11 protein-coding genes are annotated in these 16,474 nt (G+C 61.1%); all 11 read left to right on the top strand.

Annotated elements, in window-relative coordinates; translation table 11 throughout:
• Positions 1–18 precede the first annotated feature (18 nt).
• On the top strand, positions 19–3,084 hold the full coding sequence (locus tag WG29040_RS18165; protein WP_127196631.1) for a virulence factor SrfB: 3,066 nt from the start codon (positions 19–21) through the stop codon (positions 3,082–3,084).
• Entirely contained in the window at positions 3,081–5,792 is a 2,712-nt protein-coding gene (locus WG29040_RS18170) for a virulence factor SrfC family protein (RefSeq protein ID WP_127196632.1), read from the top strand. Before WG29040_RS18165 ends, WG29040_RS18170 begins: the two co-directional genes overlap by 4 nt.
• A gap of 3 nt (positions 5,793–5,795) precedes the next feature.
• Positions 5,796–6,824: a hypothetical protein gene (locus WG29040_RS18175; RefSeq protein ID WP_127196633.1), complete on the top strand. Its 1,029-nt coding sequence runs from the start codon at positions 5,796–5,798 to the stop codon at positions 6,822–6,824.
• A complete protein-coding gene (locus WG29040_RS18180; RefSeq protein WP_003437880.1) occupies positions 6,821–8,806 on the top strand; it encodes a vWA domain-containing protein in 1,986 nt (661 codons plus the stop codon). The genes WG29040_RS18175 and WG29040_RS18180 overlap by 4 nt, the downstream gene beginning before the upstream one ends.
• A gap of 10 nt (positions 8,807–8,816) precedes the next feature.
• On the top strand, positions 8,817–9,536 hold the full coding sequence (locus tag WG29040_RS18185) for an ABC transporter ATP-binding protein (RefSeq protein WP_127196634.1): 720 nt from the start codon (positions 8,817–8,819) through the stop codon (positions 9,534–9,536).
• Complete coding sequence (locus WG29040_RS18190; RefSeq protein ID WP_127196635.1) at positions 9,520–10,743, top strand: ABC transporter permease; 1,224 nt, start codon at positions 9,520–9,522, stop codon at positions 10,741–10,743. Before WG29040_RS18185 ends, WG29040_RS18190 begins: the two co-directional genes overlap by 17 nt.
• Positions 10,733–12,280, top strand: a complete 1,548-nt coding sequence (locus WG29040_RS18195) for an SUMF1/EgtB/PvdO family nonheme iron enzyme (protein ID WP_127196636.1) — start codon at positions 10,733–10,735, stop codon at positions 12,278–12,280. Before WG29040_RS18190 ends, WG29040_RS18195 begins: the two co-directional genes overlap by 11 nt.
• Positions 12,281–12,312: 32 nt before the next feature.
• Positions 12,313–13,026, top strand: a complete 714-nt coding sequence (locus WG29040_RS18200) for a hypothetical protein (protein WP_003437870.1) — start codon at positions 12,313–12,315, stop codon at positions 13,024–13,026.
• Positions 13,027–13,030: 4 nt separating this feature from the next.
• Positions 13,031–13,534 (top strand): hypothetical protein, encoded by a 504-nt coding sequence (locus tag WG29040_RS18205; RefSeq protein WP_127196637.1) that lies wholly within the window; start codon positions 13,031–13,033, stop codon positions 13,532–13,534.
• Between the two features lie 61 nt (positions 13,535–13,595).
• Complete coding sequence (locus WG29040_RS18210; protein ID WP_127196638.1) at positions 13,596–14,843, top strand: VWA domain-containing protein; 1,248 nt, start codon at positions 13,596–13,598, stop codon at positions 14,841–14,843.
• A 133-nt stretch (positions 14,844–14,976) separates the two neighbouring features.
• Positions 14,977–16,470 (top strand): YifB family Mg chelatase-like AAA ATPase, encoded by a 1,494-nt coding sequence (locus WG29040_RS18215; RefSeq protein WP_127196639.1) that lies wholly within the window; start codon positions 14,977–14,979, stop codon positions 16,468–16,470.
• Positions 16,471–16,474: the final 4 nt, after the last annotated feature.

Genomic DNA, 16,474 nt, shown 5'->3' on the forward strand with positions numbered 1-16,474 from the left:
TGACTGGAAAACTCTGACATGCTGCCTCAAGTTACCCAATTTGAAGACACCGTTATCCTTGTTGCCGATACCGGCATCCAGTTCATGGATTTCGCCCTGCGCCTGGACCCCAGGAAGCTGCCCTCGGGTGATTTCGCGCCGTTGACCAATGGCCTGTTGTGCCGCCTCGAAGAGGGCGAACGCAACGGCATGACCAGCTACTTTTACGAAAGCGAGCCGGGCAAGACCGTTGACGCACGCAGTACCCTCAACCTCGGCATGGAAGCCAGTCTCAAGCTCTACGACGGGCTCTGGGTACCGATCCCGGTGTTCCGTTACCGCCCGCCCCAGAGCTTTGACCAGGGGCCGGCCAACTGGTCGCGGATGCGCCTGGTGCGCCTGCCCGAGCCGGACATTGATGGCAACACCCATCGCCTGACGGTCGCGCTGGATACCCGGCTCATGGAACAGCATGACACCAGCCTCTATCTGGGGCCGGTCGAGCGCGACGCCAGCTCCGGCGTATCGTTCAAGCTGGCGTGCAAGCCCCAGCAGGCCCGCTGGTTTCTGGATCAGATCTGGGTGCGGGAGTGGCTGCTGGAAGTATTCACGCAAGGCCATCCCAAAACCCCGCGCGATGAGCTGGACAAAGAGATCAAGGACGGTCATGCCGAAGCCCATTACCTGAACCTGCTCAGCTTGTTCATGGAGCCTTGCACCACCCGGGACAACAACACCCCGGCGGCGCAAGTGAAACTGCCCGAACTTAAAATCGTGGCCAGCCATGGCAGTGGTGTCACGCCGCCGATTCCCGTGGATCTGATCCTCGATGTTGGCAACTCGCGCACCTGCGGCATTCTGATCGAAAACCACGGCCAGTCCGGCTCCGGTCTCAAAGACAACTATGTGCTTGAGCTGCGGGACCTGATGAGCCCGGAGCACATCTACAACGACGCGTTCGAAAGTCGCGTCGAGTTTGCCCAGATCTCCTTTGGCAAGGATGACTGTTCGGTAAAAAGTGGCCACACGGAGGCTTTCCTGTGGCCAACCATCGCCCGGGTTGGCAAGGAGGCCGCGCGGCTGGCGAGTCGCCGTCGTGGCACCGAGGGCTCAACCGGACTCTCCAGTCCCAAGCGTTATCTGTGGGATGAAGAGGCCTACGATCACGGATGGCGCTTCAGCTACAGCTTCGACAAAAAGGAAGCCGAGCCGTTTGCCACCGCCAAACCGTTTTCGCTGCTGATCAACGGAACCGGCGACGCGCTGCACAGCTTCAACACCCCAGGCCTGGCGGTGTTTGTACCGCGTTATTCGCGCAGCTCGCTGATGACTTTCATGCTCGCTGAAGTGCTGGCCCAGGCGCTGATGCAAATCAATAGCCCGGCGCAGCGCTCGCGTCAGGGCCATACCCGCGTACCGCGGCGCCTCAACAGCATCACCCTGACCGTACCGCCGGGCATGCCCCAGGCCGAGCGCAGCATCCTGGAAAAGCGCATGCGACACGCCATTGGTCTGGTGTGGAAAAGCATGAACTGGCAGACCGACCGCAAAGACCCCTTCGCTCATGACTCGAGCCCGGCCACTACGCCGCTGCCCAAGGTGCGGGTGGAGTGGGACGAGGCCTCGTGCGGGCAATTGGTCTACCTCTACACCGAGGTCAATGAAAACTTCGCCGGGCACCCGGAAGAATTCTTCGATGCCATCTCGCGCCCCGGCAAGACGGACCGCGAACGTATCACCCTGGCCACCATCGACATAGGCGGCGGTACCACCGACCTGGTGATCACCGATTACCGTCTTGACCGTGCCGGCACTGCCAGCAGTGGCAGCAATGTGCACATCGTGCCCGAGCAGCGTTTCCGTGACGGTTTCAAAGTCGCGGGGGACGACATCCTGCTGGACGTGATTCAGGGGTTCATTCTGCCAAGCTTTGAAAGCGCCTTGCAGAACGCCGGGGTTAAATTCCCCGGCTCCCTGATGTCGCGTCTGTGCGGCGCCGAATCGGGCAGCGCGCAAGACATGGTGTTGCGCCAACAATTGAACCTGCAGGTGTTCACGCCGCTGGCCCTTGAATTGCTGCGCCGCTACGAGCTCTACAACCCGGAGTTCGCCACGCCGGCCAGTGACCACACCTACCTGACGTTGCTGGAAAAAGATGCTGTCAGAGCCAACGTGCTGGAGTATGTGAACACCGCGGTTCGCCGCGAGCTGGGGGTTCAGACCGATTTCGATCTGCTGCAAACGCCGATTACCCTGGACTTGCAGAAACTGCATGGCGCGTTCATCAGCGGTGGCATCAACATCACCAAGATCCTTGCCGGGTTGTGCGAGGTCATTGCGCATTATCCATGCGACATGTTGCTCCTGACAGGGCGGCCATCGCGTCTGCCGGGCATTCAGGCGTTTATCCGCAAGATGCTGCCACTGCCGCCGGGGCGCATCCTTGCGCTGCAAAATTACCGCACCGGCAACTGGTACCCGTTCCATAAAAACGGCCTGATCGACGACCCTAAAAGCACGGCATCTGTCGGCGCCATGCTGTGCCTGCTGTGCGCCAACCACAGTGTGCCGAACTTTTATTTCCGCACCTCGGCCCTGAGGCCGTACTCGACCATCAAGCACATCGGCAAGATCGACGGGGCCAACATCATCGTTGACTCGGACGTCCTGTTCCGCGACCTGACCTCCGAGGACGGGCGCATCGTGCTGCCCGAAATCGGTGAAGGCCTGGATGCAAGGCCGCCAGCGCTGGAAATGCGCGGCAATATGCGCCTGGGCTTCCGTCAGCTGGCGGCCGAGCGCTGGTCTGCCACGCCGCTCTACACCCTGGATTTCTCCCCCCAGGGGCGGCAGCGCTTTACCGAGGCCAAGACCCAGAACAACGAGATGCCCGTGGTCTACGTGTCCTTCAAAGTGAGCGAGGCCACCGAGCAGATGAAGCGCCAGGGACAACTGAGCGACGAGCTTGAGGTGACATACGTGGATTCGAATACCGACAAAACGTTCAGCAAAAATGACCTTTTGCTGCAACTCAACACCACCCTGGTGGAAGGTTTGAGTGACAGCAAGTACTGGCTGGACAGCGGGAGCGTAAAACGCAAATGAGCAATCTGACCCCAGAGCAAATCGCCCTCAGCGCCAGCTGGAATGCCGTCTACGAAGGTGCCGGCCAGGCCCTGGGCTGGGTGGACAAAAGCCGGGTTACGGCGCCCAAACTTGATCGCGATGCGGCTGACCTGAAGCTGGGCCTGTATCAGGCGCGCAACATGGCCCGCAACCTTGGCCGGGTAGCCACCACACCGATGACCACCGGCTTCTTCGGGTTGTCCCAGGCGGGCAAGTCCTACCTTATTTCAGCCCTGGCGGCAGGGGCCAACGGTGCGCTCGAGACCCAGTTCGGCCAGCAGCGTATGGACTTCATCGAGAACATCAACCCCAGCGGTGGCGGTACTGAAGCCACCGGGCTGGTGACCCGTTTCAGTCGTCTGGCCAAGCCCAGTGAAGACGACAACTTCCCGGTGGAGCTCAAGCTTTTCCGCGAAATCGAACTGGCGAAAATTTTTGCCAACACCTGGTTCAAAGACTTCGACCAGGAAAAAGTCTCCTTCGTGATCGACGACAGCGTGGTGCGCCAGGCCCTGCAACCTTTCGAAGGCCGCGAGCTGGGTCCGCTGCAGCCTGGGGTGAGTGCCGAAGACGTCGTGTCGTTGATGGATTACCTGAACCAGAGCTTTGAACAATCGCTCAAAGTTCTGCCCCATCACTATTGGCCGAAAGTCATCGACCTGGCCCCGCGCCTCAATCCCCAGGAGCGTGGCGAGCTGTTTTCGATTTTGTGGGGCAAGCAAGATGGCCTGACCCAGGTGTACCAGCAGTTGGGCGCAGCGCTCAATCGGCTGGGCATGCCCGACACCGTTTTTGCACCGCTGTCAGTGCTGGCTGAGCGCGTAGGCGATGAATTCAGCCGTCGCAACAGCATCATGAACGTCGACATTCTGGAGCGTTACGGCAGCGCCACTGACGTGCCGGTGTCGGTGCGCCCGATGGTCGAGGGTGTGTTGCACAACCCCGGCCCGATTTCCCTGGTGCAGTTGGCGGCCCTCACCGCCGAGATGACCTTCCGCCTGATTGAAGTACCGGCCGCGCAGATCGTCGAGCAAATGGACCTGCTGGATTTTCCCGGATATCGCGGGCGCCTGAACGTGACTTCCATCGCCAGGGAAAACGGCCAGACCAACTCGATCTCGCAACTGATCCGTCGCGGCAAGGTCGCGTACCTGTTCGAGCGTTATGTCGATGATCAGGAAATGAACGCACTGGTGGTCTGCACCAACAGCACCAAGCAAAGTGATGTCAACGATGTCGGCCCGGTGCTGACGCGCTGGATCAACGCGACACAGGGCGAGACCCCGCAAGAGCGTGGCGCGCGTGCCACGGGCTTGATCTGGACCCTGACCATGTTTGACCTGTGCATTTCCCAGTCATTGAACAAGAAGTCGCGCCTGGAGCTGGAAGAAGAGTGGGACGGCATGATGACCCGCACCATGCTCGAGCGCTTCAAAGACTACCCGTGGATGTCGAACTGGCAAGGCGCCCAGGCGTTCAATAACACCTATCTGGTGCGCAAACCGCGCCATCAGGCCGCATTCATTGGTCGTACCGATGGCAACGAAAGCCATTTCACCGAGGACAGTCACAGCACGCTGGAGCTGATGGCCCAAACTCTGGTCGAGCGCCCGAATGTCAAAAAGTACATCAAGGATGCACAGCAGGCATGGGACGCCATGCTCACGCTCAACGACGGCGGTATCACCCGTTTCAGCGAAAGCTTTACGGAACTGGCGAACGTTGACTTCAAACTCAAGCGCATCCGCGAGCAACTGAACAAGGTACTCAACGGCAAAGCCTTGCACACCCTGGGCAGTTACTACGTGGCCGATGGCGCCGATATGGTGGCCATCAAGCGTACCCAGGCGCAGATGATTCTGGCCCAGCTCAAGCGCCGCGGCGGTGTGCTGGGCGAGCTGATCAACACCTTGCAACTGCCGAACGAAGAGATCCGCGAGCTTTACCTCAACGGCGTATACGAAGAGGACAGCGTGTCTGAGACGGGCGATACAGCTCAGGACTCCGCCAGGCAATCGATCGTTTATGCCAGCAGCAACGAGTTTGATTTTGGCGATGATTTCGGTGATTTGTCGGTGGACTTCGATGCCCCGGCCAGTGATCCGTTGCCAGCGTCCAAGGCTCCCGAGCTGCAAAGCAACGAGCACAAATTTGCCCGTGCCGTGTTCAGGAACTGGGTGAAGTACTTGCGTGCAGTTCCGGAGCGTGAGGGTTTGATGCGTGCCCTTGAGCTGGATAAAGAATCGATTGAAGCACTGGTTCAGGAGTTGATCCTCAGCGGTGACCGTCTCGGCTTGCAGGACCAGTTGATTCGCGTCGTGCTCAAGCGTGCGCAAAGTGGCTCGCGCCGCGACCAGATGGTCGAGCGCCAGGTGCTGGAAGTACAGCGCGTGCTGAGCGATTTTGTGGCCTGGTTCGGTTACACCGCGGAACCGCTTGAATCCCGTCCTAAAAGCCATGCCGGCAACCGCGAAGCGCTGTTTTCGTTCTACGGTGATGTGGCCAGAGACGCGTTGCCGCAGCTGCCTGCGCAGCCGATTAACCAGGCGCAGCAGTTTCTTGGCGACTGGTTGTCCGGGGTAGCGCACATCACCCTGGACAATGCCAGCCATGGCACCGGCAGCGAATTCACCCCTGAACAAAATGAACGCCTGGGCCATGTGCTCAAAGCGTTTGAAGCGAGATAAGCAATGTCAATTTTTGTCGATTTGGTCACCCTTGAACCCCACATCGCCGGTCAGGCGTGCCTGATCGTCAAAGACTGGACCGGTGGCCACGAGCGTCTGGAGTTCTCTGTCCAGCGTAACCAGGACGGCTATTTCCTGCAGGGCGACCAGCACTGGAGCAACAGCCAGTACTGGTTCAAGGTGGCGCACTTCAGTGCCGCCGCCAACGGCGAAGCGCTGGAAACCGTGGTTGGCCCGCAATTGGTCGACCCGGTACTCGAAGTGGGCTCCATGGCCACCTTGCGCTTCGAATTGCGCGAGCAGGGCGGTAATGGCCATTGCGATGCCGGCATGCTGATCCCGGCCAAGAACCTGCAATCATCCAGCGCCGCCACGGATGTCAAAGCCCCGGTACACCAGGACACGGGCCAGCTGAAAACCCCGGTGGCGCCAGCGGTGTCGCCTGAACCGGTTCCCGAGCCGGTTCCCGAGCCGGTTACCGAACCGGCCCCGGAACCCGTGCCGGTCATTGAGCCCGCACCTGCGGCCCCGCCGCCACCGGTGCCAGCCAGGAAAAAACCCTGGTTGTTGATGGTGCTCATTGCATTGCTGGTACTGGCCGCCCTTGCCCTGGGCGCATGGTTCTGGCTCAACAAAACACCCCCGGCAGTGCCTGAACCGATGCCACCGCAGCCTGTACCGGGCGATGCCGCCTGTACCCTGGAAAGCATGGCCGTGCTGCCTGAGCTGAGCGTTGTGCAGGCCTGCATCAAGAATTCGCCGGGCAGCGCCGAGTTGCTGGAAATCATCACCGTGGCCAAGGCCAACAACCATTGCGGCATCGCCCAGCGGCTGTACGCCAACCGTGCACAAGCCGGTGACCTGCAAATTGCCACCGCCTACGCCCATGAGTACGACCCGAAATTCCATCAGGCCAGCCAGTGCTTTGCCGAGCCGGACCCGGCCACCGCGGCGTACTGGTACGAAACCATCCTCAGCCACGACCCTGAGAATGCCGAAGCCAAGGCGCGCTTTGAGGAGTTGAAACCGTGAGCCGTTTTGCATTGGCTGCCAGCGCTTTGCTGGCGCTGACCATCGGCAGCTCGCTGGCCCGCGCCGACGACAAGCCCTTGATTCAGGAAGGCAAGAAAACTCTGTTCCAGCGCGTGTTGACCACCCCGGGTTGTCAGCTCAGCAGTGCTGCTGGCGGTGATGCCGGTGCGGCGCAGCCAACATTCAGCCGCTTTTACGTATATGAACGGGCCCAGGCGGGTAATGCCGAGTGGCTCAAGGTCGGCCCTGACAGCTACGGCAAAACTATCGGCTGGTTGCCTGCAGCCTGTACCACGGACTGGAAGATGCAGCTCACGCTGGCATTCACCAACCCGGCCAACCGCGACCGTCTGATGTTCTTCAAAGACCGCGCCACCCTTGAAGGCATCCTCGATGCCCCGGACCCGGTGAGCAAAGTCGCGCCGTTGCGCGCCAAGCTCAAGCAAGGAGTACAGGCTCCGGGAGTACTGGCCCAGGAGCCGGAATACTTCGTTGACCTGCACAAGCAGTTTTACTTGCTGCCGGTGTTGAGCGGCGAAGAAGTCATGACCGAAGAAGGCTTTCGCACCCGCCTGTTGAATGTAGCGTCGGTGAGCAAGGCTGAAGACAAACCGCTGCAGGCCGGCGCAAACCCAGGCGCTACGGGGGCCGCGAAATCCAGCCAGTTGAAGGAATTCAGCGCGGCGGTGGTGTTTGTCATCGACTCCACGATCTCGATGGATCCTTATATCGACCGTACCCGCGAGGCCATTCGCAAGGTCTACAAACAGATTGAAAGCGAGAACCTGGGTAATCAGGTCAAGTTCGGTCTGGTGGCATTCCGTTCCAGCACCCAAGCCGTACCCGGCCTGGAATACGTGAGCAAAATGTACGCCGACCCGAACAAGGTCACCGGCAGCGAAGATTTTCTGGCCAGGGTGGCTGACCTCAAACAGGCCAAAGTCTCGAGCAAGGCCTTTGATGAGGACTCGCTCGCGGGCGTGATGCACAGTATCGACAAAGTGGACTGGACCCAGTTCGGTGCGCGCTACGTGGTGTTGATCACCGATGCGGGTGCCATCGAGGGCGACGACCCATTGAGCAGCACCGGACTGAGCGCTGACCAGGTGCGCCTTGAGGCGGCCAACCCCGGCGTTGCGATTTACACCCTGCACTTGAAAACGCCGGCCGGGATCAAAGATCACGGCAAAGCCGAAGCGCAATATCAAAACCTGTCGACTTACCCGGGCACCAATACCTCGCTGTACTACCCGGTCAACGCCGGTGACGTGCAAGCATTCGGGCGTAAAGTGGATGCGCTGGCCAGCGCGATTACCTCCCAGGTCAAGGCCGCCTACATGGGCGACGATGCCATTGGCAGCGCGCTGAACGCCAAGCAAGCGCCTGTCGCCGGCAAAGACCCGGCCGAGCAAAAACTGCTGGATGACGCGGCCCTGATCGGCCACGCGATGCAACTGGCGTACCTCGGTGAAAAAACCAACAGTCAGGCGCCGCCAGTGTTCCAGGCGTGGATCACTGACCGCGACCTGATCAAGCAAAACATCCCCACCACCGATGTCCGGGTGTTACTGACCAAGTCACAGCTCAGCGATTTGAGCGACGTGATGAAGCAGATTCTGGATGCCGCCAACGAAGGTCTGATTTCGCCGACCGAGATGTTCGATCGCCTGCGTTCCGTCGCCGCGACCATGGGCGCCGATCCCAATCAGCTCAAGCAGAACGGCAACGCCAGGCTGGCGGACATGGGTGTGCTCGGTGAGTACCTCGAAGACCTGCCGTACCAGAGCGAAGTCCTCAACCTGGATGAAGAAACCTGGAAGAGCTGGGATGGTCTGGCCCAGGAGAAATTCATTCGTAACCTGAACACCAAGCTGCGCCACTACCAGCGTTACAACGCTGACGTGGACCGTTGGGTGGCCTTGGCCAAAGACAGCGATGCACGGGACAACGTGTACCCGGTGCCATTGGAAATGATGCCTTAACGGGACGCCCATGCTCGATATTCAGGACATGCTGGTGCGCCGTGGCAGCGGTGCGCAGGCCCATAGCGTGCGGTTGCCGGCCTTGCAGGTAAAGGCCGGCGAAATCCTCGCCATCACCGGCGAAAGCGGCTGTGGCAAAAGTACCCTGCTCGAAGCCATCGGCCTGCTGCTGATGCCCGTCGAACTGGGGCGCTTCAGCCTTGGTCCGGCGCGTCATGAGCCAGGGGCCAAGGCACTGGATATAGCCCGCATGCTCGCGGCCAATGACCAGCCGGCGTTGTCGGCGGTGCGTTCGCGGGACCTGGGGTTCATCTTGCAAAGTGGCGGCTTGCTGCCGTTTTTGAGCGTGCGCGACAACATCACACTGCCCCGCCGCCTGCTCGGCATGCCGGTCGAGAGTGCGCAGGTCGAGCGTGCAGTGCAGGCGCTGCGGCTGGAGGGCTTGCTGGACAAGTTGCCCCAGGCCTTGTCCATCGGCGAACGCCAGCGCGTGGCGTGCGTGCGGGCTATCGCCCATGAGCCGCAGTTGCTGCTGGCCGATGAGCCCACCGCGGCACTTGATCCCCACAGCGCCAGGCGTTTGTTTGAATTGTTGCTGAGTCTGGTGAATGAGCTGGGCTTGAGCGCACTGGTGGTGTCCCATGACTGGGCGCTGGTGCGCGACTTTGGTTTGCCGCGTCTGGGTGCCATCAGCGGTCAGGGAGAAACACGCTTTGAAGCCATGGATTAGCCGCCTCGGCCTGCTCGGCAAGCTGGCGGTCGAAGACCTCTGGCATGACCGCAAAGTGTCCTTGTGCATCGCCGCGTCGCTGGTGGCGGTGATCGCACCGCTGTTGCTGCTGTTCGGGCTCAAGCATGGCGTAGTCAGCCAGTTGCAGAACGAACTGCTCAGCGACCCGCGCAACCTTGAAGTGAAAATGCTCAGTAGCGGCAATTACGACACCGCCTGGATCGAGGGTTTGCGCCAGCGACCTGAAGTCGGTTTCGCCATCGGCCAGACCCGTTCGCTGAATACGCAGGCCGACCTGCTGGTGGGCCTGCAGCGTTTTGTCGAAAACGCCGAAATTATCCCCAGCGCGGCGGCTGACCCGTTGCTGAACCTGCCCGATATCACGTTGAGTGCCAATCAGGTGATCCTCAGTGCCCGTGCCGCCCAACGTCTGCAAGCCGATGTCGGCGACAGCGTGCGGGTGCGGGTGAGCCGCCGTCTGGACGGCATCAATGAGCGCGGCGAGCTGAATCTGATCGTGGTCGCGGTGCTCGACGCCGCCCGCTTTGGCCGCGCCGCCGGTTTCGTTGCACCGCCGTTATTGCTCGAGCTGGAACGCTTTCGCGATGGCTATCAGGTCCCGGCGTTTGGCCTTGCTACCGGCAAACCGGTCGGCGACTTGCAGCCGCTGTATGCCCGCGCCCGGGTCTATGCCCGTGATATCGATAGCGTGGCGCCGCTGGAACGCTGGCTGAACCAGCAGAACATCGAGACATCGAGCCGCCTGGCCGATATCGACAACGTCAAAGCCATCAACCATGTACTGGGGCTGATCTTTGGCGTGATCGCCGGGGCCGCTCTGATTGGCTGCATCGCCTCGATGATCGGTGCGTTCCTGGCCAATATCGACCGCAAGCGCAAAAGCCTGGCGGTTCTGCGATTACTGGGCTTCAGCAGCCCGGCAGTGGCCGGGTTCGTGATCGCTCAGGCGTTGCTCTTAAGCCTGGCCGGCTATGTCGGCGGGCTGGCGTTTTATGGCGTGGGCAGCCTGCTGTTTGACCATCTGCTGGGCAGCAGTCAGGCCACCGGCACCTTTGTCTGCCACATCACTGTCTGGCACGGGCTGGCAGCCCTGCTGATCGCCCTGTTGGTCGCTGCACTGGTCGCCGTGATCGGCGCCCTGCGGGCCATCAGCATCCAACCTGCGGAGAGTCTGCGTGAGTTATAAATCTGTTGTTGCGCTCGCATTCCTGAGCCTTGGCTACTTGCCCGGCGCCTCGGCGGCGGCCTGGGACGAGAAATTCTACAACCCGGCCGCCGACGCCAGTGACGTCGTATTGCCCATGCCCTGCGACGGCTCGATGGTATTTCGCAAGGTGTTCATTCCCGTTACCGGCCCGCTGGACGACTACCCGATCAATATCGGTCAGGACAGCGCCGAATGGGGGTATGTGGAGCAGAAGCGCCCCGCGTTTATTTCCGGCAGTTTCACCGGCAGCAAAACCGACAAATCCCGTTATTACTTGATGGCCAAGTACGAGATGAGCCAGTTGCAGTATCAGGCTCTGACCGATGAAACCTGCCCGGTGCCGTCGAACAAGCTGCGCTTGCCGCAGGTGGCGATCAGTTGGGTACAAGCCATCGAAGTGGCCGACAAATACAACCTGTGGTTGCGTAAAAACGCTGCCGCCGCGCTGCCCAAGGAAGATGGTGCGCTGGGCTTTTTGCGCCTGCCGACCGAAACCGAATGGGAGTTCGCCGCCCGTGGCGGGCTGGAAGTGGGTGCCGCCGAATTCAGCGATACACGCTACCCGATGCCGGACGGCCTGAACGCTTATGAGTGGTTCGGCGGTGCGCAATCGTCCAACGGCAAGCTGCAACTGGGCGGGCTACAAAAACCCAACCCGCTGGGCCTGCACGACATGCTCGGTAACGCCGATGAAATGATGTTCGAGCCCTTTCGCCTGAATAAGCTCGATCGGCAACACGGTCAGGCCGGCGGCTATGTGGTACGCGGCGGCAACTACCTGACGCCCCAGGCGGACGTGCGCACGTCCTTGCGCAAAGAAGAGCCTTACTACAACGCCGACGGCCAGGTTAAGAATAAAACCACCGGCCTGCGGCTGGTTCTGGTGTCGCCGACACTGACCTCGCGCGAGCGTGTGGGCAGCATCGAAAAGAGCTGGCAGAGCCTAGGCACTGGCGCTGTCCAGGGTGACACCGGGAAAGACCGCGGCGCGGTCCAGGAGCTGAACTCGCTGGCCTCCGCGGTGGAAGACAAGGCCCTCAAAGAAAAGCTCCAGGCCCTGGAAAACCAGCTGCGTGCCAGCAATCAGCAGCAGGAAGAAACCCGCGACCAGGCGATTCGCGCCAGCCTCAATCTGGGGGCGTTCCTGTGTACCAAAATGCTCGATGACGGCCAGTACCTGGACTTCCTGCAGAAAAATTACGCCCTCAATTGCGAGTCCGAAGACAAGGACCCGAGCTGCGACATGCGCAAAGGCAAGCTGGACGAACAGAAAGACCGTCTGCACAAACTCAGCCGTTATTACGCCAGCAGCCTGGTGGAGTCGGCGTCCTTGTACGGCCAGTCCCTGCTGGAACCGCAGGTGCCGGTGATGGAAGAAATCATCGGCCAGAACAAACAACTGCAAGAACTCAAACCTTACCTGCGCACTCACTGGGCGAATCAGAAGACCTATCTGCAAAAGCAGAGGATCGACACTGACGCCTGGTTGAAGAGCTGCAAATCGGTCACCCAATAAGCCCAATACCTGCTTCAACAAGGAGAAATACGATGATGCGCAGCCTGTGGTCCTCTTCCAAGTTACTGATCAGTTCTGTACTCACAGGCAGCCTGCTGTTGGGCGGTTGCGCCAGCACGGGCAGCAGCATGGTTGATCCGCGCCTGACCCAGAGCTCGGACGCCCAGTTCTTCAGCAAGTCGGGCTATCAGGCCTGCGCCATGGGGGTCGGTACCGGTGTATTGGCCTGTGTACTGGCCGATAGCGGCAATAAAACCGTGTGCATGATTGCTGCGGGTGTCACCGCATGTGGCGTGGCAATGGGCGCCAACTACTACCTAGATCAGCGTCGCAGCGAATACTCCAACACCAGCGAGCGTTTGCAGAAGTACAACAGCGATGTGCAGCTGGACACCCAAAAAGTAGTGTCGCGTACCGCGACGGCTCAGCAGGTGATCAAGGATGACCAGGCGCAGATCGCGCAGATCAAGCGCGACCTGGCCAGCAAGAAAATCGATCAGGCCCAGGCTAAAAAACAAATCGCCATGGTTGACGGCAACATTGCTCAGTTGCGCCAGGAGCTGGACAACATGCGGGTCAAGGTCAAGGGCTACAACGACGTGGTGCAAGCCGAGCGTGCCCAGGGCAATGCCCCGGAGCTCAAGCAAATCGACGCCAATATCTCGAAGATGAACGAGAAAGTCGCCAGCCTGCAAAAAGAAGTCGATGGCTTGTACAGCCAGCGCTCTGCAATCACTCTGGGTTGAGACGATGAACGCACGATTGATACTGGGTTTCGGTGTTTTGCTGGCGTTGTCCGGTTGCGCCACACAGCCGGGTGAATGTGATGCCGGCAACCGTGACGCCGGGCTGTTCACCAAAATGAACTGCGACGCCGGTGGCGGTTACAGCGAGCAGATTCGTCAAAACGAATTGGCGCTGGCCAAGTCGCAGCAGGAAAATGCGCTGTTCCATCAGGTCTACGAAAACATTGCCGCGCAACAGGCGGTGTCGCGCACCGACCTGCTGGGCCAGCAAAAGTCCCAGGCGGCATTGAACCAGTCGCTGAACCAGTTACTGGGTTCGCTCAAAGCCCGCAGTGGCAACAGGGCGCAGGTACAGCAGCAGATTGCCGGGCTTGAACAGCAGCTCCAGGCCGCCCGTGCCAAGCCGGCCAGCAGCGCTGATCCGGCGCTGGTGGCCGCCAGGCAGCAGGAGCTCAAGACGTTGCAGAAGAAGGTGAACCAGCTGCAATTCAGCCTCGGTTACGAATAACCCTGCATCCCCGTCCAGTCGGCGGCCAAGTGCCGCCGACCCTTTTTCAGGAAGCCACTGCATGCAGCGCATTACCCGGGATGAGCACGCCAGCTCCACAGAGCTGGATGTGCTGGAAGCGAAAATTGCGCTGATCCTCAAGCATTTCCCGCCGTCGGTGGCGAGCGTCTACGCGATCCCGCGCATCGGCAGCGGCAATGTGGTGGAGTGGTGGACGGAGCTGGGCGGCCAGCCTACGCGCTTCCACGAGTTGAACGAAGATCAGCAGGCGGCGTTGCTGGATCGCTATCGCCAGCGCCAGGAAACCCTGGGCTTGCTGGCCGATGAGCTGGTCGCGCGCGGCCAGGCCGAACAGGCCGCCAGCTTGCGTTCACTGATCCGCCCGCCGGACCTGAACAATCTGTACAGCGTCAACGGTGACCCGGTCGTGGTGCGTTGGGGTCTGCAGCCGCGGGCTGCGGTCGTGGCCCCGCCGCCGGCACCCGCGCCAGCCCCGCATCCGGTGGTGCGCCGGGTAATAGTGTGGCGGGTCTGGCGCGGCTGGTTGTGGCTGCTTGCCGGGTTATTAGGGTTGGGGCTGTTGCTGTGGGCGTTGTGGCAGTGGCGTTTGCCACTGATGAACCTGTGGCCGGGCCAGAGCAGTTATGCCTGTCGGGCCAAGGTACCGGGTGGCGGGGAGCTGCCGCCGGAGTTTGTGGTGATTCTGGACACCTCGGGCTCGATGAACCTGAACATCGCCGCCACCAAGGCTGACGAAGACTGGTATTTCAAGACGCACCCCCGACCGGCGGCTGACGACCCGCGCACAATCAGGATGTTCAGCCCACAAACCCGGCTGGACGTGGCCAAGGCCTCGTTGTCGGGAATGATCAATAACCTGCACCCGGACATTGATACGCGCTTGATGACCTTCGCCGGCTGTTCGCAACAACCGGATCACGGTGTTTTCAACGCGGCCCGGCGTGGGCAATTAATCGACGGGATTCAACGTTTGAACGCCGACGACGGTACCCCCCTGGCGTCGAGCCTGAAAAAGGCCGCGCGCACGGTCAACGGCCGTGACCGCGATGCGGTGATTGTGATGTTTGTCGACGGTGACGATGGCTGTAACCAGAACGTGTGCAAGGTGGCGCAGACCATTGCCATCGAACAGCCGCGTCTGCGGGTCAACGTGGTCAATATTGGCGACAGCTCGCTGTCTGACTGCATCGCTGAAAATACCGGAGGCAGTATTTACTCCAGTCGCAACGCCAGCGATTTGGCCGATGCGTTGAAAGAGGCCACCGGCCCGGTGTCGGAATGTGAATGATCGCGGCGAGTCTGCCCGGCGTTTGACGCGCTGACGACCGGGGGGCTCGCAACACATTCCGTATCCATTGCGACCCTGCCCCGGGTCGTTGATTCGCGCAGGATGGACGCTTTGTGAACTCAAGGAGTGAGTCATGTCGCTGGCCATCGTTTACAGCCGAGCCAGAGTGGGCGTCGAGGCCCCGGCCGTTACGGTCGAAACGCATCTGGCCAACGGGTTGCCGGCACTGACCCTGGTCGGGCTGCCGGAAACCGCAGTCAAGGAGAGCAAGGACCGGGTACGCAGCGCGATTCTTAACTCCGGGTTTGAGTTTCCGGCCCGGCGTATCACCCTCAATCTGGCGCCTGCCGACCTGCCCAAGGACGGCGGGCGTTTTGACCTGGCCATTGCTCTCGGCATCCTGGCTGCCAGCGGGCAAATCCCCGCTGTATCCCTGGCCCAGGTCGAGTGTCTCGGTGAACTGGCCCTGTCGGGCGCCATCAGGTCGGTGCAGGGCGTACTGCCTGCCGCCCTGGCAGCCCGTGCTGCGGGCCGGGCTTTGCTGGTGCCGCTGGCCAATGCCGAGGAAGCCTGTCTGGCCTCCGGCCTGACGGTCATCGCGGTCGAACACTTGTTGCAGGCCGTGGCGCACTTCGCCGGCCGTACAGTGCTTGAACCTTACGGCGCCAGTGGCTTGCTGCGCGAGAGCATGCCTTATCCGGACTTGAGCGATGTACAGGGCCAGCTCTCGGCCAAGCGGGCGTTAGTGATTGCCGCTGCTGGCAGCCACAATTTGTTGTTCACCGGGCCGCCCGGCACGGGCAAAACCCTGCTGGCCAGCCGCCTTCCGGGGTTATTGCCGCCCCTCAACGAGCAAGAGGCGCTGGAGGTGGCGGCCATTCAATCGGTGGCCAATCATGTGCCCCTCAAGTGCTGGCCGCAGCGTCCGTTTCGCCAGCCGCACCATTCGGCTTCCGGCCCGGCGCTGGTTGGCGGCGGCTCAAAACCCCAGCCGGGCGAGATCACTTTGGCGCACCACGGGGTGTTGTTTCTGGATGAACTGCCCGAATTCGATCGCAAAGTGCTGGAGGTGCTCAGAGAACCGATGGAATCGGGATTTATCGTGATCGCCCGGGCCCGGGATCGAATGCGGTTTCCGGCGCGCTTCCAGCTGGTGGCGGCAATGAACCCCTGCCCCTGTGGCTATCTGGGAGAGCCCACGGGCCGTTGTCGCTGTACCCCGGAGCACATCCAGCGCTACCGCAACAAGCTGTCCGGGCCCTTGCTCGATCGCATCGACCTGCACCTGACCGTGGCCCGCGAAACCACCTCGCTCAACCCCGCTCTTGCCTGCGGCTTGACCACGGCCAGCGCCGCTGCGTCAGTGGCTGGTGCCCGTGAACGGCAGCTGCAGCGCCAGGGCTGTGCCAATGCTTTTCTGGACCTGCCCGGGGTGCGGAGCCAGTGCAGGCTCAGTGCTGTGGATAACACCTGGCTGGAGACGGCCTGCGAGCGCATGGGCCTGTCGCTGCGGGCCGCTCACCGGTTGTTGAAAGTTGCACGAACCCTGGCCGATCTGGAGCAAGTGGACGCTATAGAGCGCAAGCATCTGGCGGAGGCGTTGCAGTACCGGCCGGTGAGCGGGTAACGGG

The organism is Pseudomonas sp. PAMC 29040 (assembly GCF_003994535.1).
GTDB classification, from domain to species: Bacteria; Pseudomonadota; Gammaproteobacteria; order Pseudomonadales; family Pseudomonadaceae; genus Aquipseudomonas; species Aquipseudomonas paraversuta.